Origin of the sequence: Brachybacterium phenoliresistens (assembly GCF_000576425.1) — a bacterium.
Lineage (GTDB): Bacteria > Actinomycetota > Actinomycetes > Actinomycetales > Dermabacteraceae > Brachybacterium > Brachybacterium phenoliresistens.
In genome coordinates this window covers 25042-47507 of record NZ_KK069994.1, presented here as the reverse complement: position 1 = coordinate 47507, position 22466 = coordinate 25042, and the positions used below count along the sequence as shown (strand labels likewise).

The following is a 22466-nucleotide window of genomic DNA, read 5'->3' as shown; positions in this document are numbered from 1 at the left end:
GCGCTGTTCTACCATACGGCCCTGGCACGACCCGGCGCGGACCGTCCCGCCGCGGTATCCTCGACCGTCCGTCCATCCGTCCCGCGACGCTCAGCGCCCGTCCTCGGAGGTTCTCCTTGGCCACGTCCTTCTACCACCTGGTGCGGGGCTTCGTCGCCCCGGCGACCAAGCTCTACCTGCGACCTCGGGTCACCGGGCTGGAGAACGTCCCGGAGGACGGCGCCTTCCTCATCGCCTCGAACCATCTGGCGCTGCTGGACAGCTTCATCATCCCGGTGGTGTGCCCGCGCGGCATGCGCTTCATCGCCAAGGACGAGTACTGGCATCGCAGGGGCCCCATCGGCTGGATCCAGAAGAGCTTCTTCCAGGCGATCGGCACGGTCCCGGTGGACCGCGACACCCTCGTCTCCAAGCAGGGCGCGCTCAAGGCGGCGCTGGAGATCCTGCAGGGGGGCGACGGCTTCGCCATCTACCCCGAGGGCACGAGGTCGCGGGACGGCCGCCTGTACAAGGGGCGCCAGGGGGCGGCATGGCTGGCGATGGAGGCGGACTGCCCCGTCATCCCCGTGGGGCTCAAGGGCACCGACACCGTCATGCAGAAGGGCCGCCTGCTGCCCGCCCGCCGCACCCTCACGCTGCGCTTCGGCACGCCGATCCGCCCGGCGGACATCGACCCCTCGCTGCCCGGAGGCGTGCGCCGGCGCATGCTCAACGACCGGATCATGGACGAAATCGCCGAGCTCAGCGGCCAGGAACGGGCCGATGAGCTGAACAAGCACTCCTCCCGCGACATCTAGGGCGCGGGCTCGCCCTCCCGCCCCGTGCCCGGGTGGACGAGCATCCCCGCGCAGACCGTAGGATCGGGGCACAGCAGCGCATCAGGAGGAGGTCGCCATGGCCGTCGTGGTCGGATTCATCCCCACCCCCGTGGGCTTCGCGGCCCTGGAGGCCGCCCAGCGGGAGGCGGAGCGCCGCGGCGGACCGCTCATCATCGTCAACGTCGTGCGCGACGGCATGCAGGGGGACCCCCGCCACGCGGACCAGGGCCAGCTCGAACGCGCCCAGGACATGGTGCGCCGCGCCTCCGTGCGCATCGCCGTGCGCCAGGAGCACACCGACGACGACATCTCCGACGTCCTGCTCCAGGTCGTCGAGGAGGAGAAGGCGGAGCTGCTGGTGCTGGGCATCCGCCGCGAGCGGGACATGGCCAGCCACCTGCTGGGCGTCACCGTGCAGAAGCTGCTGACCTCCTCCCCCAGCGACGTCCTCGTCGTCTGATCCCGCACGAGCCCTCACGACGCAGCGCCCCGGTCACGATCGTGACCGGGGCGCTGTCTCGTGCGCGGGGCGTCAGGCCTGCGCGCGGTACGCCTTCTCGATGTTCTCGCCGGTCTCCTGGTCGATGTTCTTCCAGTACTCGAAGACACGGGAGAGCACGGGCTCGACGACGCCGCCAAGGCTGCCGACGACCGTCTGGACGAGGCGGGCGCGCTCGTCCTCACCCATCACCTCGCGCACCAGGGTGTGCGCCTGGCCGAAGTCGTCGTCCTCGGCGTGGAGGGTGTAGGCCGCGCGGACCAGCGCGCCATCGGCCTCCCAGCCGTTGTCGACCGGGCCCTGGGTGTCCTGGTAGGCGCGACCGAAGGAGTTCGGGGCGTACACCGGCGCGTCGCCGCTGTGGGAGAACTCCATCGACCCCTCCTTGCCGTAGGAGTTCGTCGCCACGACCGGACGGTTCACCGGCAGCTGGTTGAAGTTCGTGCCCAGGCGGTTGCGCTGCGCGTCCGGGTAGGAGAACACGCGGGCCAGCAGCATCTTGTCCGGGGAGACCCCGGTGCCGGGCACGGTGTTGGACGGGCTGAACGCGGCCTGCTCGATCTGCGCGAAGTGGTTCACCGGGTTCTGGTTCAGCACGAAGCGGCCCACGGGGATGCGCGGGTAGTCCTTCTTGGACCAGGTCTTCGTGAGATCGAAGGGGTTGAAGCGGTACGCCTTCGCCTCCTCGTACGGCATGACCTGGACCTCGACGCGCCAGGCCGGGAACTCGCCGCGCCGGATCGCCTCGAACAGATCGCGACGGTGGTACTCGGCGTCGGTGCCCGCCAGCTCGGTGGCCTCCTCGTTGCTGAGGAACTCCATGCCCTGCTCGGTGAGGAAGTGGTACTTCACGAAGAACTTCTCGCCGTCCTCGTTCACCCACATGTAGGTGTGCGAGGAGTAGCCGTTCATGTGGCGCCAGGTCTTGGGCAGGCCGCGGTCGCCCATGAGGTAGGAGACCTGGTGGGCCGACTCCGGCGAGAGGGTCCAGAAGTCCCACTGCATGTTCGCGTCGCGCAGGCCCGAGTCCGGGGTCCGCTTCTGGGAGTGGATGAAGTCGGGGAACTTCATCGGGTCGCGCAGGAAGAAGATCGGCGTGTTGTTGCCGACGATGTCGAAGTTGCCGTCCTCGGTGTAGAACTTCAGCGCGAAGCCGCGCACGTCGCGCCAGGTGTCGGGCGAGCCCAGCTCGCCGGCGACGGTGGAGAAGCGCAGCAGCAGCGGGGTCTTCGCGCCCTTCTGGAACAGCTTCGCCTTGGTGTACTGCGAGACGTCCTCGGTGACCTCGAGCTCGCCGAAGGCGCCGGAGCCCTTCGCGTGCGGGCTGCGCTCCGGGATCCGCTCGCGGTCGAAGCGGGCGAGCTTCTCGACGAGGGCGACGTCATGCAGCATCAGGGGGCCGTCGGCCCCGACGCTCAGCGAATGCGCGTCGGACTCGCGCGGAGCGCCGCTCTCCGTGGTGGACGGGATCGAGGGGTCGAACGTGGTCATGCTTCCTCCTGGATGCGAACGGGGGGTGGAGAACCTGGGGGCCGCCGGCCGGCCGAGGGGACCGCCGGGCGGCGGGGTGCGGGCCGAGGGGACGGCCCGGGTCGGGGCGTACGGATGGGGGTCATGTCCCGGCGGGGACATGGGCCTGCGCCGCGCGGCACTCGGGGCACACGCCCCGGTACAGCACCTCCGCCACCTCGAGCTCGAAGCCGTGCTGCGAGTGCGGGTGGAGGCAGGGAGCCTCGCCCACCGCGCAGGGGACGTCCTCGAGCCGGCCGCAGACGCGGCAGATGAGGTGGTGGTGGTTGTCGTGGCGATGCAGCTCGTAGACGGCGCGACGGCCGTCGGCGTCCACGCGGCGCAGCAGCTCGACCTCGGTCAGAGCGCGCAGCACGTCGTAGACGGCCTGGTGGGACACGGAGCCGAGGCGCTCGCGGACGGCGGAGGAGATGACGTCCGCGTCCGCGTGCTGGTGCTCGGCGACCACCGCGAGCGTCGCGACCCGCGGGGCGGTCACGCGCAGACCCGCGTCGCGCAGCGCGGCGACGGGGTCGAGCGAGGGGTGGTCGTGGTGGCTCACGGGACTCACCCTACCTCGTGTTCTGGAGAAGTTCCAGAAAAGGATCCAGTCAAATCACGGGCGCGCTGCGCCGCCGACATCCCTCCCCGGCGGCGCAGGCGCGGTCACCGGTGGATCACCGGCGGTTGTCCACGCAGATGAAGGGCAGGCGCGGAGCGATCTGGCACCAGCCCTCGATCCGCTGGGTCTCGACGTCCCCCGACCCTCCGAGCCCGGTGTCGGCGACAGCGCCGACCGGGAGCATCGCGAGGCCGAGGACCGCGGCCGCCGCGAAGCCGCGGCCGACGACCCGCCGGAGGGACGGGGTGATGGTGCGTACTGCGGTCCGAGTCATGGCAGTCTCCTGAGTGGTGAGTGGTGGGTGTGCCCGGAGCCACAGCGTACGTCCGCACCGGTACTCTTGGCCCGTGCCCTTCCGGAAGTCGTCGCTGCTCGATCGCCTGGACACAGGAGTCCGGGAGGCGCGGCGCGCCCTTCCCGCCATATCGGTCGCCCTCCTGCTGCTGCTCCTCACCGCCCCGGGCGCCTGGCGTCACCCCGATCCGGGCTCGATGGTCCTGTGGGTGCTCATGAGCACCGCCGGCGGCCTCGCGCTGCTCCACCCCCTGCCGGCGGCCCTGGCCCTGGGCGGCGTGCTCACCCTGGCGGTGTCCGTGCCGACGGTGTACATCGGGCTGGGAGTGTTCGCCTCCATCGTGGCCTTCACCTCCTGCGTGGCCCGCTGCCGCCCGCTGACCAGCATCCTCATCGGCCTCTGGTACGCCGCGATCCTCATCGCGGCGACCGTCTCCCTGGCCCAGAGCGCCGCCGACGTCGCCGTCGGCGCGAGCATCTGGGTGATCCTCCTGCTCGCGGCCGCGACCATCGGGGTGGTGATCCGGACCCTCGGCCTGCGGCTGGGCGAATCCCGCCGCGCCCGGGTGCAGGACCTCGCCGCGCAGCGCCGCGCGCTCTCGCGCGAGCTGCACGACACCGCGATCCGGGCGACGACCGAGGTCGTCATGATCGCCGAGCAGGCCCGCCTGCGGGACCAGCCGGACCCGGCCACCGATCTCGACCTGGGACGCATCAGCGCCGCGGCCCGCGCCGCCACCGAGGATCTGCGCGCCGCCATGGAGGCTCTGCGTCGCAGCGAGGAGGGCGAGGACGCGGGCGAGGTCGCCGGCGACGTCCCCGGCGCCACGCTGCTGGAGTCCGCCCAGAAGCGCCTGACCCAGGCCGGCTTCACCGTCAACACCGACGTCGAGGGCGAGCGCGACGTCCCCGGGCCGCTGGTGCCGGTGCTGTCCCTGTGCCTGGGCGAGCTGGCGGCGAACGTGGTCCGGCACGGCGACCCGCAGCACCCGGTCGCCCTCATGCTCGAGACCTCGGCCACCGGTGTCGACGTCGTCGTCGTGAACCGGCGCGCCACGACGGCGCCGAACGTCCCCTCGGGCGGCAGCGGGCTGATCGGGGCGCGCGAGAGGCTCGCGGGCGTCGGCGGCACGGTCGAGACCCGCACCGACGGCGGCTCCTTCATGGCGCGCATGACCGCGCCTCATCCGATCCAGTCGAGCACCCAGGGGGGCCGATGGGCATCCAGGTCCTGATCTGCGACGACGACCCGATCGTCCGCGACGCGCTGGCCGGCTACCTGCGCGCGGCCCCGGAGATGGAGGTCGATGCGCGCGCCGGCACCGCCGAGGAGGCTCTCGCGGCCCTCGCCGAGCAGGTCCCCGACGTCGTGCTGATGGATCTGGCGATGCCCGGCATGGGCGGCATCGCGGGCGCCCTCGAGATCCGCGCCGCATATCCCCAGGTGGCAGTCCTCCTGCTGACCACCTTCGGGACCGATGATCAGGTGCGCGAGGCGCTCGCGGCGGGCGCCGCGGGCTTCCTGCTGAAGTCCGCCTCCGCCGCGTCGCTCGTCGCGGCCGTGCAGGCCGCCGCCGCCGGCGCCGGGGTCGTCATCACCCCCGAGGTGGCGGCGGCGCTGGCCGGAGGGCGCCGACCGGCCCCGGCCTCGAGCGTGCACACCGGCGAGCGGCCGGGGACCGGCGAGCACGGGGCCGCCGGGGATGCGGAGGACGCACAGGAGGACCGGGCGGGGATGCCCGCCGCTCCGACGGACGCGGCATCGGCCCCCACCTCGCCGGTCGACGCCGGCTCCGGGCCGGGCGAGGCCGCGGCGCTCTCCCTGGGTCTGACCGACCGCGAGCTGGAGGTGCTGCACCTGCTGTGCCGGGCCGATACGAACACCCAGATCGCGAACCAGCTGGTGCTCTCCGAGTCCACCGTGAAGAAGCACGTCACCTCGTTGATGGCGAAGCTGGGGTGCACCTCCCGGCTGCAGATCGCGGTCCGCGCCTTCGAGCTGGGGCTCGCCGAGCCGCCGGTGCCGCGCAGCTGAGCCCGCCCCTGCGCGACCCCCTGCCTCCACGTCCCGGCATCGGCGGGACGGCGGGACGGCGGGACGGCGGGACGAGGGGCCCACGGCCGAGGCCTTGGCACTTCGGGAACGGGGCAGGGGTGTACCCAGGTACCAGAGACAGGCCCGAGCGGCCGCCGAGAACGGGACCTGGGGTCGTTCCGCCGATGATCCGGCGCCCGTAAGTTTGTCGTCGTAGAGCTCCCCTGCAGGCGGTCTCCGTCGAGCTGGTCTGGTCCCCAGCCGTTCTCCTCCCGCAGCAGGGGTCGAGCCTCCGGGCTCGTTCGTCTGCTGGACCTGGTGCTCGGTTCTCCCCCACCCCCCTGAACTGAGCACCGGGTCCGGCCTACGATCCTCACCGCGCCGGGCCCTCGAGGCCCGGGCGCGGCGTCGCGGGGGCGCAGCACCGATCCGAGCAAGATCCCCGAAGAACAGGCCGGGCCCGAGAGGGTCCGGCCTGTTCTTGCGTGAGCAGCCGCGCGGCCGCAGGCGCCGCGGCCTAGATGCCCAGAGCCACCTGCCCCGCGATGCCCGGCTGTGCCCCGGTACGGTCCCCCGCGCTACCGGCGCGACCGGAGGCCTCCTCCCCGCGGGCCTGCCGAGCAGGCTCGACGTCCGCCAGAGGGCCGTCGTCCAGAGCGATGGTCTCGTAGATGTCCGGGTCGCAGTCATGGCCGTCAGGGACCGACGGATCGGGGACGTACACCTGTCGGCACGTCCCGCAGCGCAAGGTTCCCCCATCCCCGGATTCCGTCATACCGGCACGCTACGGCGCCCCGAACCGACCTGCCGGTCGAAGACAGATGTCCGTGATGGAGCTGTAACACGCAGTGCGAGGTGCCCCACTGCGGGCGCGGCTCATCCCGGATTCAGCGCTGCTGGCGACGCACCTGCACGGCCGCGCAACGATCGCATATCGAAGACGGGCACAGCGCCCTGCGCGGGCGCCGACGGGCGGAATACTGCTGGACGGAGGTCTCGCCGGTCCTCGCGTGACTGCGCACGTGGGGCACACCAACGCGGCGTTCACCCGGGCGAAGTACGGGGATACAAGGACGACGCCCACGGAGGCGGGCAACGTGCTCTCGGAGGTGCGCGCCGGACGCTAAGTCGCCAGGAAAGTCGCCATAACGGGAACAGGCCCCGACCTGCGCCTCGTCCCCAAGGGGGCGTAAGCACTGGTCAGGACCCGTTTTCTGGAGCCGCCTGGGGGAATCGAACCCCCGACCTATTCATTACGAGTGAATCGCTCTGCCGACTGAGCTAAGGCGGCCTGCCCGGACGCTGTGCACCGGACCGGACCACTCTACGAGACCTGCATGTCAGGCGCAAAACCGGGGCGTGAGGAGTAGGTCACCCCGCCTCCCCCGGCCCCCGGGGCGGACCCGGGGCCGGACGGGGCGCACCTCAGGAGCAGGTCAGGCCCTCCTCCGGGGCGGTGCCGCTGAGCAGGTAGGCGTCCACGGCGGCCTCCACGCAGCCGCCGGAGCGGCCGTAGGCGGTGTGCCCCTCGCCCTCGTAGGTGATGAGGGTCGAGTTCTCCAGCTGCTCGTCCAGGCCCACGGCCCAGTCGTAGGGCGTCGCAGGGTCGCCCCTCGTGCCGATCACGACGATCAGGTCGCTGCCCGCGGCGGAGATCGGCGCGGGCTCGCGCACCGGCTTCGCCGGCCACAGGTCGCACATGGTCTGGCTGAAGCCGAAGCCGGGGCCCCACGTCGGGAACTCCTCGGCGACCGCCGCGGCCTCGTCGATCTGCCACTGCTGATCGGCCACGCCCACATGGTCCAGGCAGTTCACGGCGGTGATCGCGAAGGTGCCGTTGCCGCTGTACGTGCCGTCGTCCTCGCGGTCCGCGCTGAGATCGGCGAGGAACAGCAGGGTGGAGCCGTCACCGGTCATCGCCGCGTTCAGGGCCTGCACGCCGAGCGGCCAGTTCTCGTCGTTGTACAGCACGACCAGCAGGCCGCTGCGCGCGAGGGCCCCGGTCAAGGGGCGGTTCGGATCGTCGGTCTGCAGCGGCTGGGCGTCGACGGAGTCGAAGAAGGCCCGCAGCTGCTCCTTGCCGTCCTCGACCGATCCGGTCAGCGGACAGCCGTCGGAGCCCTGGGACAGGCAGCTCTCGACGAAGGCGCTGGTCGCCTCCTCGAACCCCTCGGCCTGACCGCGGGTGATGTCATCGGCCGTCAGGCGCGGGTCGAGCGCGCCGTCGAGCACGAAGCGCCCGGTGCGCTCGGGGTACATCTCCGCATAGGTCGCGCCGAGGTAGGTGCCGTAGGAGTAGCCCACGTAGTCGAGCTTCTCCGAGCCGACGGCGCTGCGCAGCACGTCGAGGTCGCGCGCGGCGGAGTAGGTGTCGAGGTAGGGCAGGAGATCCCCGGAGTTCTTCTCGCAGGCGGCGCTGAGCTCGGTGAACGCGTCCTCGGCGGCCTGGAGCCCTTCGGGATCGGCCAGGTCGAAGGTCTCGGCGCGGTAGGCGTCGGTCTCGGCATCGTCCAGGCAGGTGATGCCGGCCGAGCGGGAGACGCCCCGGGGGTCGAAGCCGACGATGTCGTAGGCGCCGCGGACCTCCTCGCTGAACAGGGTCTGCGCGGATCCGGCCACGAAGTCGACGCCGGAACCGCCCGGGCCGCCCGGGTTGGTCAGCAGCGAGCCCTGCTTCTGTCCGGTCGCCGGCAGCCGGGTCACGGCGATCTGCAGGTCACCGGCGCTCGGGTCGTTCCAGACCTTCGGCACCGTGACCGTGCCGCATTCGAGGGAGGCCGGGCCGTCGACGGAGTCGTCGCACGGCCCCCAGGCGACCTGCTGGGAGTAGTAGGCCGCGTAGGCGGCGTCGCCGGCCGGGTCCTGCGGGAGCTCCGCCGCGGCGGACGTCCCGGTCTCGGCCAGCGGAGGCGTGGCCTCGCCCTCGGCATTCGTGCCGTCGCCGGCGGCGGGTGCAGTGGTCTGCTCGTCCCCTCCCCCGCCGATCCCGATCCGATCCAGCGGCCCGCAGCCGGCGACCACGAGCAGCACCGCCGCCGCCGTCGCCAGGTATCGCATCGCGCGGGGCGCCCGTCCGTGTCGCACGTCGTGCATTCCTGCCCTCTCGTCGTCCCTCGGCTCGACTCATCGTACGGGGTGGACCCCTCGCCGAGAGGACGGCAGATGCTCGCCCCAGGGAGGGGGTGCGCGCGTGCGGCCAGGTCTTAGGCTGGGCCGGTGCACGGCGAACGCGAACCCTCCTCGTCCCCGGCCCAGCGTCCGCGCGCGGCCGGGGAGGGGGCGACGGCGGCCCTGGTCCCCCGTGGCGGGGTGATGCCCGCGCGCCGCTGGTGGATCGAGGCGCTGATGCTCGTGTGCGGCGCCGCGGAGGGCGTCTTCGGGCTGCTGCTCACGAGCGAGCCCTGGCGGTGGGTGGGCGCGGCCCTGGGGATGGCGCTGGTCGCGACCCTGCTGCTGCGGCATCGGCGCTGGCGCTGGCTGCTGCCGCTGCTGCTGGCCCTGAACGCCCTGGCGACCTCGTTCACCGTGATGGTGGTGGCCGTCTACGGATTCGCCACCCGCAGCTCGTCCCGCGTGCTCATCGCGCTGGTCACGCTGTTGGGCGCGGTCGCCACGGCGCTGCCGCCGCTGGTGCTCAGCCGCGAGCCGGGGACGGTCGTCTTCGTCATCCTGCTGGTGCTGATGACGCTCACCTCGGCGGTGCTGGGCATGTACACCTCGGCGCGACGGGAGCTGCTGGACCAGCTGCGCGCCCGTGCCGAGCAGGCCGAGCACGGCCGCGCCGTGGCCGAGGAGCAGGCCCGTCGCGCCGAGCGCACCCGCATCGCCCGGGAGATGCACGACATCGTCGCCCACAAGATCTCGCTGATCGCCCTCCAGGCGGGGGCGCTCGAGGTCAACCAGAACCTGGACCAGGCGCAGGTCGCCGCCGCGGCAGGGCTGATGCGGCGTTCGGCGGCCGATGCCCTCACCGAGCTGCGCCAGGTCCTCGGCGTGCTGCGCGGCACGGAGGAATCCGCGCCGCTGGCGCCGCAGCCCACCTGGGAGGACGTGCGGCGCCTGGTCACCACCAGCCAGGAGGCCGGGATCCGGGTGGAGCTGTACGACTTCATCGACGCCCCCGTGCCGGATCCGCTGGCGCGCACCGCCTACCGGGTGGTGCAGGAGGGGCTGACGAACATCCACAAGCACGCCCGGCACACCAAGGCCCGCGTGGCCCTGATCGGCGAGCCCGGTGACGAGCTGATCGTCGAGGTGAGTAACCTGCTTCCCAGGGGGTTCACCACCGACCTGCCCGGGGCGCGGATGGGGCTGTCCGGGATCGAGACCCGGGTCAGCCATGCGGGAGGGACCATCACCGCAGGCCCCACCTCCGATGGTCGATTCGAAGTGAAGGCGGTTATTCCATGGCCAGCGCAGACTCCGTGACACGGATCGGCCTGATCGACGACGACTCCCTGGTCCGGGCGGGCCTGGCGATGATCCTCGGCGCCGATCCGCAGATCGAGGTCGTCGGGGAGGGATCCGACGGCAGCGATGCGGTGCCGCTGGTGCAGAAGCATCGGCCCGATGTGCTGCTGATGGACGTGCGCATGCCGACGATGGACGGCCTGACCGCCACGCAGGCGGTCACGGCCCTGCCCGGGGCGCCGAAGATCATCATGCTCACCACCTTCGACCTGGACGAGTACGTGTTCCAGGCGCTCGAGGCGGGGGCCAGCGGCTTCCTGCTCAAGGACACCCCGCCGCAGGACCTGATCCGTGCGGTGCGGGTCGTGGCCGGCGGGGACGCGATGCTGTCCCCCGGGGTGACGCGCCGCATGCTCTCCCACTTCTCGCACGCGAACCCGGGCGCCCGCCCCGAGCGGCACCCGGGGCTGGAGCTGCTCACCGAGCGGGAGACGGAGGTCCTCGGCGCCGTCGGGGCGGGGCTGTCCAACGCCCAGATCGGGGCGCGGCTCTACATGAGCGAGGCGACGGTGAAGGCGCACGTCTCGAAGATCTTCGCGAAGCTGGACTGCACCAACCGGGTGCAGATCGCGATCATCGCCCATGAGGCGGGGCTCTCGGACATCGACGAGCATCCCGTCTGATCCGTCGGCGGGCGCGCGCCCGGGCAGGGCGCGCGGCGATCGTCGCGGCGGGAGATCCGGCGGGGTGGGGCGGCCTCGCGGGGCTGCGGCCTCGACGGGCCGCCGCGTCGCGCACCCGGGAACGACGAAGGCCCCGGAACGTGTGTTCCGGGGCCTTCGCACTGGGCGACCCTGACCGGGCTTGAACCGGCGACCTCCGCCGTGACAGGGCGGCACTCTAACCAACTGAGCTACAGGGCCATTCTCTTCGTCATCCGCACTTCCGTGCCGCTGACAGAGAAAACTCTACCGGACGTTCGGGGCCGCTCGTGCCACTTTTACTGTGAGCCGCCTCGCATCGCGCGAGGCCACCGCCCTGCACCCCCGGATCCGGGCATCCGACGGGCCCTCTGCCCGCCGGCGCCGTTGCCGCCCCGGCAGGACTCGGCCCATGGGGCCCGCTCCCCCGCACCGGTGGGTCCGGCGCTCCCGGGAGACGGCACGCAGACTCCCCGAGCTCGGCGCGGCGGCTCCCGGGACGCTCCGCGAGGCGACCGCCCTCCGCAGCAGCGGGCCGCCCCCTCCGGCAGGCGCAGTACGGCGCGCACGGTCCGGCGGGCATCGTGCGGCGGGCATCGTGCGGCGGGCATCGTGCGGCAGGCACGGTCCGGCGGGCATCGTGCGGCAGGCACTGCCCCGTGGGCCGGGTCGTGCCGGCACGGAATGTCGCGTGCACCTCAGGGAGCCCGGCGCTGCCGCGGGCGCTGCCCGGTGACCTGTACCATTGCCGTGCGCCCCCATCGTCTAGCGGCCTAGGACACTGGCCTTTCACGCCGGCGACACGGGTTCGAATCCCGTTGGGGGTACCGCTGACCTGCGGGGGCGCTGATCGAGGGCCGGGTCGCCCCGCCTCCGATCGGCGCCCCGCAGGTCCACCCGCGACCAGGCGCTCCGCCCCGCAGCTGCGCAGATCGCCGTCGCACCCAGCACCCCTTTCCCTCGGGACGACTCCCCCGGGCCCCCTGCGCGTGCAGGTCAGGGCCGGAGGCGCATGGTCCTCGCAGCCGCCGCGCGCCGATCCCTGCTGTTCCCTGCCGGGCCTGGTTGGCTGGACCCATGGTGGAGATCAGCCGCGCAGAGTTCGAGGAGGCCGTCGATGACGCCCTCGACTCCCTTCCCGACGAGGTCGCCCGCGCGATCGCCCAGGCCAACGTCGCCATCCTGGTCGAGGAGGAGCCGCGGCATCGCGGCGGCGGCGAGGAGCTGCTGGGTCTGTACGAGGGGATCCCGCTGGACCAGCGCAGCACCTTCGACGGGTTCCGGGAGCCGGATCGGATCTGGATCTTCCGCGGCCCGCTACAGCGCATGTCCGCCAGCCGAGAGCAGCTCGTGGAGGAGATCGCGGTGACCGTGCTGCACGAGCTCGGACACCTCTTCGGCATCGACGACGCCCGGCTGCACGAGCTCGGGTGGGGGTGAACCCCCGCGCGACCGGCGGCTCCGCGGGCGTTCGCGTGTCGTGCCTCTCATCGGCCCGCGCCGATTGGATGCCGGAGCGCAGGCCCTGCTAATCTGATCTCCGGTCACCGCGGTGACCACGGCTCTGTAGCTCAGTTGGTAGAGCGTTCGACTGAAAATCGAAAGGTCACCGGATCGACGCCGGTCGGAGCCACCAAGCGAAACCCCTGCTGACGCGGGGGTTTTTGCGTACTCGGACATGGTGCACGCCACCTGCCGGATACATGGCTTCTCTCGCCATGATCGCGAACGCCCGTCGCCCAGGTGGTGCTGCTGCCGCGGCCCTCACCTGGCCGGTACGCCGTCACGTCGTCACGCCTCTCGGACAGGCCGATGGGTCGGGCGAGGTCCGAGGCATCGAGGGCTCCCCCGCCTGGATCGATGGAGATCGGTTCGGTGCCTGCTCTTCGGTGCATCGCCCGGCTTCGTCACCTCCGCCACGAGGCGTCCATTCCTGTGGGACTGGGAGACCGGGCCACGTCGATCACCCTTTCGTTCAGGATGATGTCGAGGGGCGTGAGAGGGGCAGCTCATCCGAGATGGCGCCCGGTGCAGGCCAACGCCTGGCAGGTCGACCGGCACGGCCCATCAGGCACGTGGGCGGGGTCGACCAGGACGAGCCCGACGTCGACGCGGAGGTGCATGATCCGGTCGAGCGAGGCACGGGTGTCGGTCCTGGTGGACTCGGACCCAGCCCAGCCATTCCGCGTCAGCAGACCTCGAGACCGATGGAGAGCGGCGACGCGTTCGGAGCCGAGAGACCGGTCGAGGTCGCGCGCCCAGGAACGGTCCCTCCCCCGTCAGGTCGCTCTTCTTCAGTGGTCGCGACGCTCGGCGTAGTCGAGGTGTTCTTGCTCGGGCAGGAGGTTCCCGAGACCGGGGTTCTTCGACTGAACGGCGACGCGCCAGAGACGAAGCACCGTGACGTCGTGCAGCGCGGTGTCGAGATCGACGCGCAGGCGTTCGTTCTCGGCCTTGAGCACGTCGATACCGAGCAGACGGTGGATGAGATTCAACATTGCGAGCCTCCATGCAGAATTCGAGAAGCCGAGGTGTTCGGCATATCGACAGGGAATGATGCCGCGGGAGTCGACGACGGCGCGGCCGCCATCGTGGAGTCCGGTCAAGCCCGCCCCTGGCAGCAGAGAGGAAATCGCTCGAAGGGCGCGAGGCCGGTGGGTGGCCATGACCACCGAGCACCGGTCACCCATCCTGGTCGAGGGCGGCGTCGATTCGTTGCGCGATCCTGGCTTCGTGAACGGCGGCGAGAGACTCGTCCCGCTCCCGGATCCGCAGTTCGCCGGGCGTTTCGGCCCGCCCCTGCCACACGCCCTCGCTGCGAGCACGTGCGGCCTCACGACGGATCACTGCATCCAGCAGCTCGGCTCGGAGTCCGAGCACGTGCGCGCTCTCGCCCGCACCGATCCCCTCCCGCAGGGCAGACAGGATGTCCAGCGACTCCCGCATCAACACCAGGACTCCCCACGAACAGGCGCGGCGGGAGTGATGCTCTCGACGTGCCGGAGAAATCGCCCCCGAGCGGCGCGGTCACGGCTCCTCCACGACGCGAGGGTCAGATCCTTGAGGCCAGCCGGCCCCGCGATATCCGGAACGGCGCCTGCAGGGACCGTCGCCGAGTTCAGCCCGCACTGACCGACGGGGCCCTCATGGATCAGATCACCAGTCCGCTGAGGCGCGCCCCCAGCGGTCGCCTTCCGGGGAACTTCAGGGTCGACGCCGTCACCCTTCGCGATGCTCGGGACGACCTTGCATATGTCGGGATCGACGTTCGTTGCGAGCCTGGGTGCCATCTCCGTAAACCTTCCTTCTTTCGGCGACATCGACGCCACCGACCTTTCTCAAGATATGCCACTGCGCGACACTTGTAAAGCCCTGAGCCGACTGCATCCATTTGTTTTCCACTCGCAAGTGTGTTATTGTAGAATAGAATGCTGACGGAAATCCTTGCATCGCAGGGAACCAGAGAGAGGGCTGCGCAGACCGCAACGTGCACGCCGCCATTCCCCTCGGAACTCGCCGCAGAGTCGGCGGAGAATGTTGCGCGCCAGGCAGACACCGCGCCCGCTGCTGCGGACGTCCTGTGGTGGCTCCGATCGGCATCGATCCGGTGACCGTTCAGGATCGGACCGGGCCGCTCCGGTGCTCGGCCCGGGAGCCCCGGCGGCTCACGGCGCGATCACGGCCAGCACCCGGTGCAGCGCGGGGTGCGACGCGTCGCGACGCCACAGGGCCTGGAGCTCGACGACCTCCTCCTGGAGATCCTCGACGGGGCGGAACACCACGCCGGGCACGGCGATGGACCGTGCGGACTCCGGGACGAAGGCGATGCCGTGACCGGCCGCGACGAGGTGGATCATCGTCATGATCTGGCTCAGCGAGTGCTGGACGAGCTGGTGGTCGATGTCGAAGTGCTTGACGACGACGTCGTAGAAGTACTGCGCGGTGGTCGCCGAGTGCAGGATCAGCTTCTGCCCGGCGATGTCCGCACGGACCGGGCGGTGCTCCGGATCGGCCAGCGGGTGCGTGGACGGCAGGGCCAGCACCAGCCGCTCGCTGAGGAGGAGACGCCGGGCGATCCCCTCGGGAGCCGTCCGCGTCCGCCCCAGTCCGAGGTCGATGCGCTCCTCCTCGAGCGCCTGCAGCTGCTGGGAGGTCACCATCTCGACGAGCTCGATCGAGATCTCGGGCTCTGCGTCGCGGATCCGCGACAGCAGGGGGCCCAGCAGGGACAACCCGCTGGCCGCGGTGAAGCCGATCGTGACCGTGCCGCGGGTGCCCGCGGCCGCCTGCCGGGCCCCCTCGGGCGCGCGCTCGGCCAGGGCCAGGAGCTTGCGCGACTCCCCCAGGAACTGCTGCCCCGCCGGGGTGAGACGGACCCGCCGGTTGTCGCGGGCGAGGAGCTCGGCCCCGACCGCGCGCTCGAGCTTCTGGATCTGGCGGCTCAGCGGCGGCTGGGTCATGTTCAGCTCCGCGGCGGCGCGACCGAAGTGCAGGTGCTCGGCGACGGCGACGAAGCACCGCACCTGGTCGAGGGTGTACACGGCGGCTCCATGCAGTCGGAGTATCGATGCTGTCCGGTGAGTGCCGTGAGACTATCACCGGCTGCGGAGCGCCCCCGTGGCGGGCCGCGGCGACCCCTCGGGCCGCTCAGCGGACCATCGCGGGGCGCTTGGGGTCGAAGCTCCAGCCCTCGATGAGGTACTGCATGGCGATCGCGTCGTCGCGACGGCCCAGCCCGTGCTCGAGGTAGAGCGCATGGGCGGCGGCCAGCCGGTCCCGGTCCAGCTCGATGCCGAGGCCGGGCGCGGTCGGCACGGCGATCTCGGAGTCGACGATCTGCAGCGGCGCGGTCGTGATCCCCTGCCCGTCCTGCCAGATCCAGTGGGTGTCCAGGGCGGTGATCTCCCCCGGCGCGGCCGCGCCGACGTGGGTGAACATCGCCAGCGACACGTCGAGGTGGTTGTTGGAGTGCGAGCCCCAGGTGAGGCCGAACTCGTGGCACAGCTGGGCGACGCGGACGGAGCCGGCCATCGTCCAGAAGTGCGGATCGGCCAGCGGGATGTCGACGGAGGCCTCGCGCACCGCGTGCGCCATCTCCCGCCAGTCGGTCGCGACCATGTTGGTGGCGGTGCGCAGGCCGGTGGCGCGGCGGAACTCCGCCATCACCTCGCGCCCGGAGAAACGGCCCTCGGCCCCGCAGGGATCCTCGGCGTAGGCGATCGCTCCCGACATGGCCCGGCCGCGGCGGATCGCGTCCGCCAGCAGCCAGCCGCCGTTGGGGTCCAGGGTGATCCGGGCCTGCGGGAAGCGCCGTTTCAGCAGGATGACCGTCTCGACCTCGACCTCGCCCGGCAGCACGCCGCCCTTGAGCTTGAAGTCGCGGAAGCCGTACTGCTCCTGGGCGGCCTCGGCGAGCGCGACGACGGACTCCGGGGTCATCGCCTCCTCGCGCCGCCGCGACCACCAGCCGCCGGCCTCCCCCTCGCGCCGATAGGGCAGGTCCGTCAGGTCGGGGTTCCCGACGTAGAAGAGGTAGCCGAGCATCGGCACGCTCTCGCGCTGCTGGCCCTGCCCCAGCAGCTCCGCGACGCTGACGCCGAGGTGCTGGCCGTGCAGGTCCAGCAGGGCGGATTCGAGGGCGGTGACGGCGTGGATCGCGATCCGCTGGTCGAAGGTCTGGTCCCCGCGCCCGCCCGCATCGCGCGCGGCGAAGCGCGCGTGGACCTCCCGCAGCAGGGAGCGGAAGCGGGCGACCGGCTTCCCCAGCAGCAGGGGCGCGGCGTCCTCGAGGGTGGCCCGGATGGCCTCGCCGCCGGGCACCTCCCCGAGGCCCGTGCGGCCGTCGCTGTCGGTGAGGATCGCGATGGTGCGGGTGAAGACGGGGGCGTGGGCGCCGGAGAGGTTCAGGAGCATCGAGTCGTGCCCGGCCACGGGCACCACCTCGATCGCCGCGATCCGGGGTCCGGCGGCCGGCGCGCTCATGCGCGGCCCTCCGCCGGGCCCGGGAGCACCGATGCGGGGGCGGCCGAGGGCGAGGCATCGGCCGCGACGCCCGGGACGAGCCCGGCGGACTCGATCAGGGCGGCGAGATCGGCCTGGTCCCGGGCGCTCAGATCCTGCAGGGGCGGACGGACGGGCCCGCAGTCCCGGCCGACGGCGCGCAGCCCGGCCTTGATGATGGAGACGCCGTAGCCCTTCGCCCGGTCGCGGATGGTGATGTACGGCAGCACGAAGCGGGTGAGCTTCTCGGTCACCGCGGCGCGGTCCTGGGCGCGCACATCGGCGTAGAAGGCCAGCGCGAACTCGGGCGCGAAGTTGAACATCGCCGAGGAGTACGTGCTCATGCCCAGCTGCAGCAGCGGCAGGGCGAAGGTCTCGGCGGTGGGCAGGCCGCCCAGCAGGAACAGGCGCTCCCCCATCAGCGCGTGCACCCGGGCGAGCTGCTCGATGTCGCCGATCCCGTCCTTGAAGCCGATGAGGTTCTCGTGGGCCTCGGCGAGGCGGGCGAGGGTCTCCGGGGCGTAGACCGCGGTGCCGCGGTTGTAGACGATCACGCCGATGTCCGTCGCGGAGCAGATCGCGGAGACGTGCGCGAACAGCCCGTCCTGATCGCAGGCAGTGAGATACGGCGGCAGCACCAGCACCCCGGCGGCGCCGGCGGCCCGGGCATCGGCGGCGTTCCGGATCGCCTGCCAGGTCGCGCCGCCGGCGGAGGCGAGCACGGGCACCCCGGGCCGTGCCGATTCCACGGCCATGCGGACCACGCGGGCCGTCTCCTCGGGGGCGAGGGAGAAGCCCTCCCCCGTCCCGCCGGCGGCGAACAGGCCGGCCACGTCGTAGCTCGACTGCCAGGCGATGTGCTCGCGGCAGGCGTCCTCGTCCACCGAGAGATCGGGCCGGAAGGCGGTGACGGGGAAGGAGAGCAGGCCCTGCGCGAGGTGCGCGGCGAGGTCCCGGGGCGCGAGCTGGTTCATGGGGAGGCTGCTCCTGTGCGGTCAGGGGGAGGCGCCGGGCCTCCCGAGGGCGTCCCCGACCCTAGGAACGGCCGCTGATGCCTGTCCAAGCCCCTTTCGGACTCACGCGATACCCGCCCGGCATTGGACAGACGGCCCCGCAGAGCTGTCAGACTGCTTCCGAGAGTTGTCCGACACAGCCTGCCGCCCCGCGGCCGAGAGGCGCCGACATGACCCGCGCAGCCGATGCGATCACCGCGATCACCCTGTCCTCCGTGACCCTGCCGCTGGCGGTCCCGATCTCCGATGCGAAGGTCTTCACCGGCCGGCAGAGGCCGATGACCGAGGTCGTCCTGCTGTTCGCGGAGATCACCACCGCGCAGGGCTTCGAGGGAATCGGCTTCAGCTACTCCAAGCGGGCCGGCGGCCCCGCCCAGTACGCCCACGCGAAGGAGGTCGCCGGCCTCGCCCTCGGCGAGGATCCCAGCGACATCGGCAAGCTGATCACGAAGCTGCTGTGGGCGGGGGCGTCGGTCGGCCGCTCCGGCCTCGCGCCGCAGGCGCTCGCGGCGATCGACGTGGCGCTGTACGACCTCAAGGCCCGCCGCGCCGGCCTGCCCCTGGCGAAGCTGCTGGGCTCCCACCGCGACGCCGTGCGCACCTACAACACCTCCGGCGGGTTCCTGAACGCCGACATCGGGGCGGTCACCGAGGCCGCGCAGCGCTCCCTCGCCGCGGGCATCGGCGGGATCAAGATCAAGGTGGGCCTGCCCGACGACCGGGAGGACATCCGCCGCGCGAGCGCGGTGCGCGAGCACATCGGCGATGCGCCGCTGATGGTCGACGCCAACCAGCAATGGGACCGGTCCACGGCGCTGCGCATGGGCCGCATCCTGTCCGAGCTGGACCTGGTGTGGATCGAGGAGCCGCTGGACGCTTACGACCACGCCGGCCACGCGCGGCTGACCTCCGCCCTGGACACCCCCATCGCCACCGGCGAGATGCTGGCCTCCGTCGCCGAGCACACGGAGCTGATCCGCCACCGGGCCTGCGACATCATCCAGCCCGATGCCCCGCGCATCGGCGGGATCACCGCCTTCCTGCGCCTGATGGCCCTGGCCGACGAGGCGGGGCTGGACCTCGCCCCGCACTTCGCGATGGAGATCCACCTGCACCTGGCCGCCTGCTACCCGCGAGAGACCTGGGTCGAGCACTTCGACTGGCTGGACCCGCTGTTCGAGGAGCGCCTGGAGACCCGCGACGGCCGCATGATCGTGCCCGACCGTCCCGGCCTGGGCATCACCCTCAGCGAGCAGGCCCGTGCCTGGACCACCGACACCGTGACGATCGGGACCCGATGACCGCGGACGGACGTCGCCGGACCCCGGTCCGGCGGGACCGGCGGACCGGGCGGCGATCATGACCGCGCTGTCCGCTCGGGTGGCCGATGCGCTGCGCGGCAGGATCCTCACCGGGGAGCTCGCGCCCGGGTCCCGGTTGCCGAGCGAGGCGCATCTGATCCGCGAGCACGCGGTGAGCCGGGCGGTGGTCCGCGAGGCCCTTGAGCGGCTGCGGGCCGAAGGGCTGGTGCGCTCGGTGCGCGGCAGCGGCAGCTACGTGCTCACGGCGCCCCGGGACCCGGGCGCATCGGCCGCATCGGTCAGGTCCGGGCAGTCCGCCCCGGCGGACCAGGCGGCGCTGCTGGAGTTCCGCGGCGCGCTCGAGGCGGAGACGGCGGCCCTCGCCGCCCGGCGCCGCACCGCGGAGGATCTCGAGGAGCTCGAGGCCGCCCGCGCGCTCGTCGGCGCCGCGGGCACCACGGCCGCCGACTCCCTGCAGGCCGACGTCGCCTTCCACGGTCTCATCGCCCGCGCCTCCCGCAACCCCTACCTGTATGCGGCGCTGCGGGACCTGGGTCCGACCATGGTGCCCATGCCCCCGGCCCGCATCGCCGGCGGCCGGGAGCACGCCGCACGGGTGGACGCCGAGCACGCCGCGATCCTCGCCGCGATCCGCGAGGAGGACCCCGTCGCGGCGGCGGCCGCGATGCGCGCGCACCTGAGCGCCTCGCGGCGCCGGCTGCCCGGGCCCGATGCCTCCGGCCGGCACGGCTGAGGGACCGTATTCTTCGACCATGAGCACCTGGCAGATCGACCTGCTCGAGCACCTCAGGGCCCGGCTCCCCGATGCCGAGGTCACCGCGTACGGGTCGGCCACGGATCCGAAGCTTCTGGATCGATGGAGCGATCTCGATGTCGCGATGTCGCTCCACGACTCCATCGAGCTCGAGGCTCTGATCGATACGCCTCTCTGGGCTTTCCAGGAGACGTCAGAGGGAGCGACGCAGATCGTGCGGGCGGTGCTCGCCGATGGTCGGCGCGTCGACCTCACGGTCCAGGGAGCATCAGCGGAACTCCCCCGAGCACCGATCGACAACGCCATCAGGTTCGACGCCGCGCTCGCGGCCGTACGTTTCGGGCGCGGCAACGACCTCATCGGGCTGCACCTGACACTTGGGATCCTGCGGGAAGCTCTCGTGCAAAGCATGATCAGTGCAGATCGAGAACACGGTCGCAGCCATCATCGCTACGCGACGATCTTCGACCCCCGCGCAGAGGAGGCTCTCGCTGTTCTGAGACCGCCCTCGGGTCCGCGCACAGCGTTGTCGGCATATGCGGTGTACGCACGGTGGAGGCAGGAGCTCGAACCCGATTACGAGCCGGCACCGGAAGGGCTCGAAGCACTCATCGAATCAGGCGAAGGCAGGCGTCTGCTCTGACCGCACCCCTGCGACGTCGCCCTCCCCTGCGGTTCACGCAGCGCTGTGCGCGAACGCTCGTCGGGCACCAGGTCGGTCCCCTATCCTGTCCGGACCGCGCGGGCACCGTCGCCCGCTGCTCGCAGTCGAAGGAGACACCCCCGATGACCGCAGAGAACCCGGATCTCCGGATCGCCCAGGCAGCGACCCTGCAGCCGATCACCGAGATCGCCCGCCGCGCCGGGATCCCCGAGGCGGCGCTCATCCCCTACGGCACCGACAAGGCCAAGATCGACATCGCCGCCGTCCCGCCCGGCGACGGGCCCGGCCGACTGGTGCTGGTGACCGCCATGTCCCCCACCCCCGCCGGAGAGGGGAAGTCCACCACGACCGTCGGCCTCGCCGATGCCTTCCGCCTGCTGGGGCACCGGACGATGGTCGCCCTGCGCGAGCCGTCGCTGGGCCCGATCATGGGCATCAAGGGCGGCGCCACCGGCGGCGGCCACGCCCAGGTGGTGCCGATGGAGGACATCAACCTCCACTTCACCGGCGACTTCCACGCCATCCAGATCGCGAACAACACCCTCGCCGCCCTGGTCGACAACCACATCCAGCAGGGCAACGCCCTGGACATCGACCCGCGCCGCATCCAATGGAAGCGGGTGCTGGACGTCAACGACCGCGCGCTGCGGGAGGTGGTGATCGGCCTGGGCGGGCCCGGCCAGGGCGTCCCCCGCGAGGACGGCTTCGACATCGTCGTCGCCTCCGAGGTGATGGCCATCCTGTGCCTGGCCACGGACCTCGCCGACCTCCAGCGGCGCATCGGCGACGTGGTCGTGGGCCTGACCCGCTCCCGCGAACCGGTCACCGTGCGGGACCTGCAGGTCGACGGCGCCATCACGATGCTGCTCAAGGACGCGATCCGTCCGAACCTGGTCCAGACCCTCGGCGGGACGCCGGCCCTCGTCCACGGCGGGCCGTTCGCGAACATCGCCCACGGCTGCAACTCCCTCGTCGCCACCCGGCTGGCGACCTCCCTCGCCGAGGTCACGGTCACCGAGGCGGGGTTCGGATCCGACCTCGGGGCCGAGAAGTTCCTGGACATCAAGGCCCGCACCGGGGGCCTGCGCCCCGACGCCGTGGTGCTCGTCGCGACCGTCCGGGCGCTGAAGATGCACGGCGGCGTCGCCCAGGGCGATCTCGCCGCCGAGGACGTCGAGGCCGCCCTGCGCGGCGCCGAGAACCTGGCTCGCCATGCCGAGAACATCCGCCGCTTCGGCCTCGAGCCGGTGATCGCCCTGAACCGCTTCCCCACAGACACCGAGGCCGAGCTCGACGCGATGCTCGGCTGGGCCCGCGAGCAGGGGCTGCGCGCCGCGCTCAGCGAGGTCTGGGCCGAGGGCGGCAGCGGCGGCGTCGCCGTCGCCGAGCAGGTCCTCGAGGTCATCGCCGCCGGGGGCGGCCGCGACTTCCATCCGCTGTACGACCCGGCCGAGGGCATCGAGGCGTCCCTGCGCACCATCGCCACCGAGATCTACGGCGCCGCCGAGGTGCAGTACGTCGATGCCGCCCCGGCGGCCCTGCGGCGGCTCCAGCGCAACGGCTGGGACACCCTGCCGGTCTGCGTCGCCAAGACCCAGTACTCCTTCTCCGACGATGCGTCCCGGCTCGGCGCTCCGCGCGGGCACACCCTGCACGTGCGGGACCTCGTGCCGAAGATCGGCGCGGGCTTCGTGGTGGCGCTGACCGGGTCGATCATGACCATGCCCGGGCTGCCGCGGGAGCCGGCCGCCCTGCGGATGGGCGTGGACGCGCAGGGTCGGGCCGTCGGCCTGTTCTGAGCGCAGGTCCCGACAGGCCGCGGGCA

General features: G+C 72.0%; 20 protein-coding genes and 4 tRNA genes. 13 read left to right on the top strand and 11 right to left on the bottom strand.

All coding sequences use genetic code 11. The annotated features are described in order from the left end of the window. Nucleotides 1–116: 116 nt before the first annotated feature. Together BF93_RS09645 and BF93_RS09640 are read left to right on the top strand one after the other, a co-directional pair. Nucleotides 117–797, top strand: a complete 681-nt coding sequence (locus tag BF93_RS09645) for a lysophospholipid acyltransferase family protein (RefSeq protein ID WP_038372311.1) — start codon at nt 117–119, stop codon at nt 795–797. A 97-nt stretch (nt 798–894) separates the two neighbouring features. Next, nucleotides 895–1278 (top strand): universal stress protein, encoded by a 384-nt coding sequence (locus BF93_RS09640; RefSeq protein WP_038372309.1) that lies wholly within the window; start codon nt 895–897, stop codon nt 1276–1278. A 72-nt stretch (nt 1279–1350) separates the two neighbouring features. Here the strand turns inward: BF93_RS09640 and BF93_RS09635 are convergent, their stop codons facing one another. From BF93_RS09635 to BF93_RS09625, 3 genes are all read right to left on the bottom strand, one after another. After that, nucleotides 1351–2808: a catalase gene (locus BF93_RS09635; protein ID WP_038372308.1), complete on the bottom strand. Its 1458-nt coding sequence runs from the start codon at nt 2806–2808 to the stop codon at nt 1351–1353. 121 nt (nt 2809–2929) lie between these two features. After that, nucleotides 2930–3388, bottom strand: coding sequence for a Fur family transcriptional regulator (locus BF93_RS09630; RefSeq protein WP_038372307.1), 459 nt, complete (start codon nt 3386–3388; stop codon nt 2930–2932). Nucleotides 3389–3503: 115 nt separating this feature from the next. Next, complete coding sequence (locus BF93_RS09625) at nt 3504–3722, bottom strand: hypothetical protein (RefSeq protein ID WP_038372305.1); 219 nt, start codon at nt 3720–3722, stop codon at nt 3504–3506. A gap of 73 nt (nt 3723–3795) precedes the next feature. Here BF93_RS09625 and BF93_RS09620 point away from each other — a divergent pair, with 73 nt between their 5' ends. Both BF93_RS09620 and BF93_RS09615 read left to right on the top strand, forming a co-directional pair. Beyond that, a complete protein-coding gene (locus BF93_RS09620; RefSeq protein ID WP_038372304.1) occupies nt 3796–4977 on the top strand; it encodes a sensor histidine kinase in 1182 nt (393 codons plus the stop codon). Further along, nucleotides 4959–5777 carry a response regulator transcription factor gene (locus tag BF93_RS09615; protein WP_038372303.1) on the top strand — a complete coding sequence of 273 codons (819 nt, stop codon included), beginning with the start codon at nt 4959–4961 and terminating at the stop codon, nt 5775–5777. The genes BF93_RS09620 and BF93_RS09615 overlap by 19 nt, the downstream gene beginning before the upstream one ends. 1215 nt (nt 5778–6992) lie before the next feature. Here the strand turns inward: BF93_RS09615 and BF93_RS09605 are convergent. Then, a tRNA-Thr gene (locus BF93_RS09605) sits at nt 6993–7068 on the bottom strand. 134 nt (nt 7069–7202) lie between these two features. Then, nucleotides 7203–8870 (bottom strand): alpha/beta hydrolase, encoded by a 1668-nt coding sequence (locus BF93_RS09600; protein ID WP_038372300.1) that lies wholly within the window; start codon nt 8868–8870, stop codon nt 7203–7205. Between the two features lie 123 nt (nt 8871–8993). On the opposite strand from BF93_RS09600, the gene BF93_RS09595 reads away from it, so the two are divergent. Both BF93_RS09595 and BF93_RS09590 read left to right on the top strand, forming a co-directional pair. Continuing rightward, a complete protein-coding gene (locus BF93_RS09595) occupies nt 8994–10205 on the top strand; it encodes a sensor histidine kinase (protein WP_232226304.1) in 1212 nt (403 codons plus the stop codon). Next, the gene (locus BF93_RS09590) at nt 10184–10870 is read left to right on the top strand and encodes a response regulator (RefSeq protein WP_084148432.1); all 687 of its coding nucleotides are present in this window, start codon (nt 10184–10186) and stop codon (nt 10868–10870) included. Before BF93_RS09595 ends, BF93_RS09590 begins: the two co-directional genes overlap by 22 nt. 166 nt (nt 10871–11036) lie before the next feature. On the opposite strand, the gene BF93_RS09585 is transcribed toward BF93_RS09590, so the two are convergent. Further along, nucleotides 11037–11110, bottom strand: a tRNA-Asp gene (locus tag BF93_RS09585). A 532-nt stretch (nt 11111–11642) separates the two neighbouring features. Between BF93_RS09585 and BF93_RS09580 the strand changes: the two genes are divergently transcribed. The 3 genes from BF93_RS09580 (at nt 11643) to BF93_RS09570 (ending at nt 12524) form a co-directional block, all read left to right on the top strand. After that, a tRNA-Glu gene (locus BF93_RS09580) sits at nt 11643–11715 on the top strand. A gap of 250 nt (nt 11716–11965) precedes the next feature. After that, nucleotides 11966–12328, top strand: coding sequence for a metallopeptidase family protein (locus BF93_RS09575; RefSeq protein WP_038372299.1), 363 nt, complete (start codon nt 11966–11968; stop codon nt 12326–12328). Between the two features lie 120 nt (nt 12329–12448). After that, nucleotides 12449–12524, top strand: a tRNA-Phe gene (locus BF93_RS09570). 658 nt (nt 12525–13182) lie between these two features. Here BF93_RS09570 and BF93_RS09565 read toward each other — a convergent pair. From BF93_RS09565 to BF93_RS09545, 5 genes are all read right to left on the bottom strand, one after another. Further along, a complete protein-coding gene (locus tag BF93_RS09565) occupies nt 13183–13494 on the bottom strand; it encodes a hypothetical protein (protein WP_156954115.1) in 312 nt (103 codons plus the stop codon). Nucleotides 13495–13570: 76 nt separating this feature from the next. Beyond that, nucleotides 13571–13834, bottom strand: coding sequence for a hypothetical protein (locus BF93_RS09560; protein WP_156954114.1), 264 nt, complete (start codon nt 13832–13834; stop codon nt 13571–13573). A 719-nt stretch (nt 13835–14553) separates the two neighbouring features. After that, the gene (locus tag BF93_RS09555; protein WP_038372296.1) at nt 14554–15429 is read right to left on the bottom strand and encodes a LysR family transcriptional regulator; all 876 of its coding nucleotides are present in this window, start codon (nt 15427–15429) and stop codon (nt 14554–14556) included. Between the two features lie 106 nt (nt 15430–15535). After that, nucleotides 15536–16870 (bottom strand): enolase C-terminal domain-like protein, encoded by a 1335-nt coding sequence (locus BF93_RS09550; protein ID WP_038372295.1) that lies wholly within the window; start codon nt 16868–16870, stop codon nt 15536–15538. Further along, nucleotides 16867–17862 carry a 5-dehydro-4-deoxyglucarate dehydratase gene (locus tag BF93_RS09545; RefSeq protein WP_051486801.1) on the bottom strand — a complete coding sequence of 332 codons (996 nt, stop codon included), beginning with the start codon at nt 17860–17862 and terminating at the stop codon, nt 16867–16869. Before BF93_RS09545 ends, BF93_RS09550 begins: the two co-directional genes overlap by 4 nt. Before the next feature lie 209 nt (nt 17863–18071). Here BF93_RS09545 and BF93_RS09540 point away from each other — a divergent pair, with 209 nt between their 5' ends. The 4 genes from BF93_RS09540 to BF93_RS09525 all read left to right on the top strand — a co-directional run bounded on the left by BF93_RS09540 (nt 18072) and on the right by BF93_RS09525 (nt 22440). Next, nucleotides 18072–19202, top strand: a complete 1131-nt coding sequence (locus BF93_RS09540) for an L-talarate/galactarate dehydratase (protein WP_038372294.1) — start codon at nt 18072–18074, stop codon at nt 19200–19202. Between the two features lie 58 nt (nt 19203–19260). Continuing rightward, nucleotides 19261–19956: a FadR/GntR family transcriptional regulator gene (locus BF93_RS09535; protein ID WP_038372293.1), complete on the top strand. Its 696-nt coding sequence runs from the start codon at nt 19261–19263 to the stop codon at nt 19954–19956. Between the two features lie 19 nt (nt 19957–19975). Continuing rightward, nucleotides 19976–20620, top strand: coding sequence for a hypothetical protein (locus BF93_RS09530; RefSeq protein ID WP_038372292.1), 645 nt, complete (start codon nt 19976–19978; stop codon nt 20618–20620). A 143-nt stretch (nt 20621–20763) separates the two neighbouring features. Further along, nucleotides 20764–22440, top strand: coding sequence for a formate--tetrahydrofolate ligase (locus tag BF93_RS09525; protein ID WP_038372291.1), 1677 nt, complete (start codon nt 20764–20766; stop codon nt 22438–22440). The last annotated feature ends 26 nt before the right edge of the window (nt 22441–22466 follow it).

What these genes read in the sequence shown, in the direction of transcription:
- BF93_RS09615 (WP_038372303.1), top strand. Translation starts at nt 4,959, where the DNA reads ATGGGCATCCAGGTCCTGATCTGCGACGACGACCCGATCGTCCGCGAC.
- BF93_RS09625 (WP_038372305.1), bottom strand. Translation starts at nt 3,722, where the DNA reads ATGACTCGGACCGCAGTACGCACCATCACCCCGTCCCTCCGGCGGGTC.
- BF93_RS09640 (WP_038372309.1), top strand. Translation starts at nt 895, where the DNA reads ATGGCCGTCGTGGTCGGATTCATCCCCACCCCCGTGGGCTTCGCGGCC.
- BF93_RS09600 (WP_038372300.1), bottom strand. Translation starts at nt 8,870, where the DNA reads ATGCACGACGTGCGACACGGACGGGCGCCCCGCGCGATGCGATACCTG.
- BF93_RS09530 (WP_038372292.1), top strand. Translation starts at nt 19,976, where the DNA reads ATGAGCACCTGGCAGATCGACCTGCTCGAGCACCTCAGGGCCCGGCTC.
- BF93_RS09635 (WP_038372308.1), bottom strand. Translation starts at nt 2,808, where the DNA reads ATGACCACGTTCGACCCCTCGATCCCGTCCACCACGGAGAGCGGCGCT.
- BF93_RS09525 (WP_038372291.1), top strand. Translation starts at nt 20,764, where the DNA reads ATGACCGCAGAGAACCCGGATCTCCGGATCGCCCAGGCAGCGACCCTG.
- BF93_RS09550 (WP_038372295.1), bottom strand. Translation starts at nt 16,870, where the DNA reads ATGAGCGCGCCGGCCGCCGGACCCCGGATCGCGGCGATCGAGGTGGTG.
- BF93_RS09590 (WP_084148432.1), top strand. Translation starts at nt 10,184, where the DNA reads ATGGCCAGCGCAGACTCCGTGACACGGATCGGCCTGATCGACGACGAC.
- BF93_RS09575 (WP_038372299.1), top strand. Translation starts at nt 11,966, where the DNA reads ATGGTGGAGATCAGCCGCGCAGAGTTCGAGGAGGCCGTCGATGACGCC.
- BF93_RS09545 (WP_051486801.1), bottom strand. Translation starts at nt 17,862, where the DNA reads ATGAACCAGCTCGCGCCCCGGGACCTCGCCGCGCACCTCGCGCAGGGC.
- BF93_RS09535 (WP_038372293.1), top strand. Translation starts at nt 19,261, where the DNA reads ATGACCGCGCTGTCCGCTCGGGTGGCCGATGCGCTGCGCGGCAGGATC.
- BF93_RS09540 (WP_038372294.1), top strand. Translation starts at nt 18,072, where the DNA reads ATGACCCGCGCAGCCGATGCGATCACCGCGATCACCCTGTCCTCCGTG.
- BF93_RS09560 (WP_156954114.1), bottom strand. Translation starts at nt 13,834, where the DNA reads ATGCGGGAGTCGCTGGACATCCTGTCTGCCCTGCGGGAGGGGATCGGT.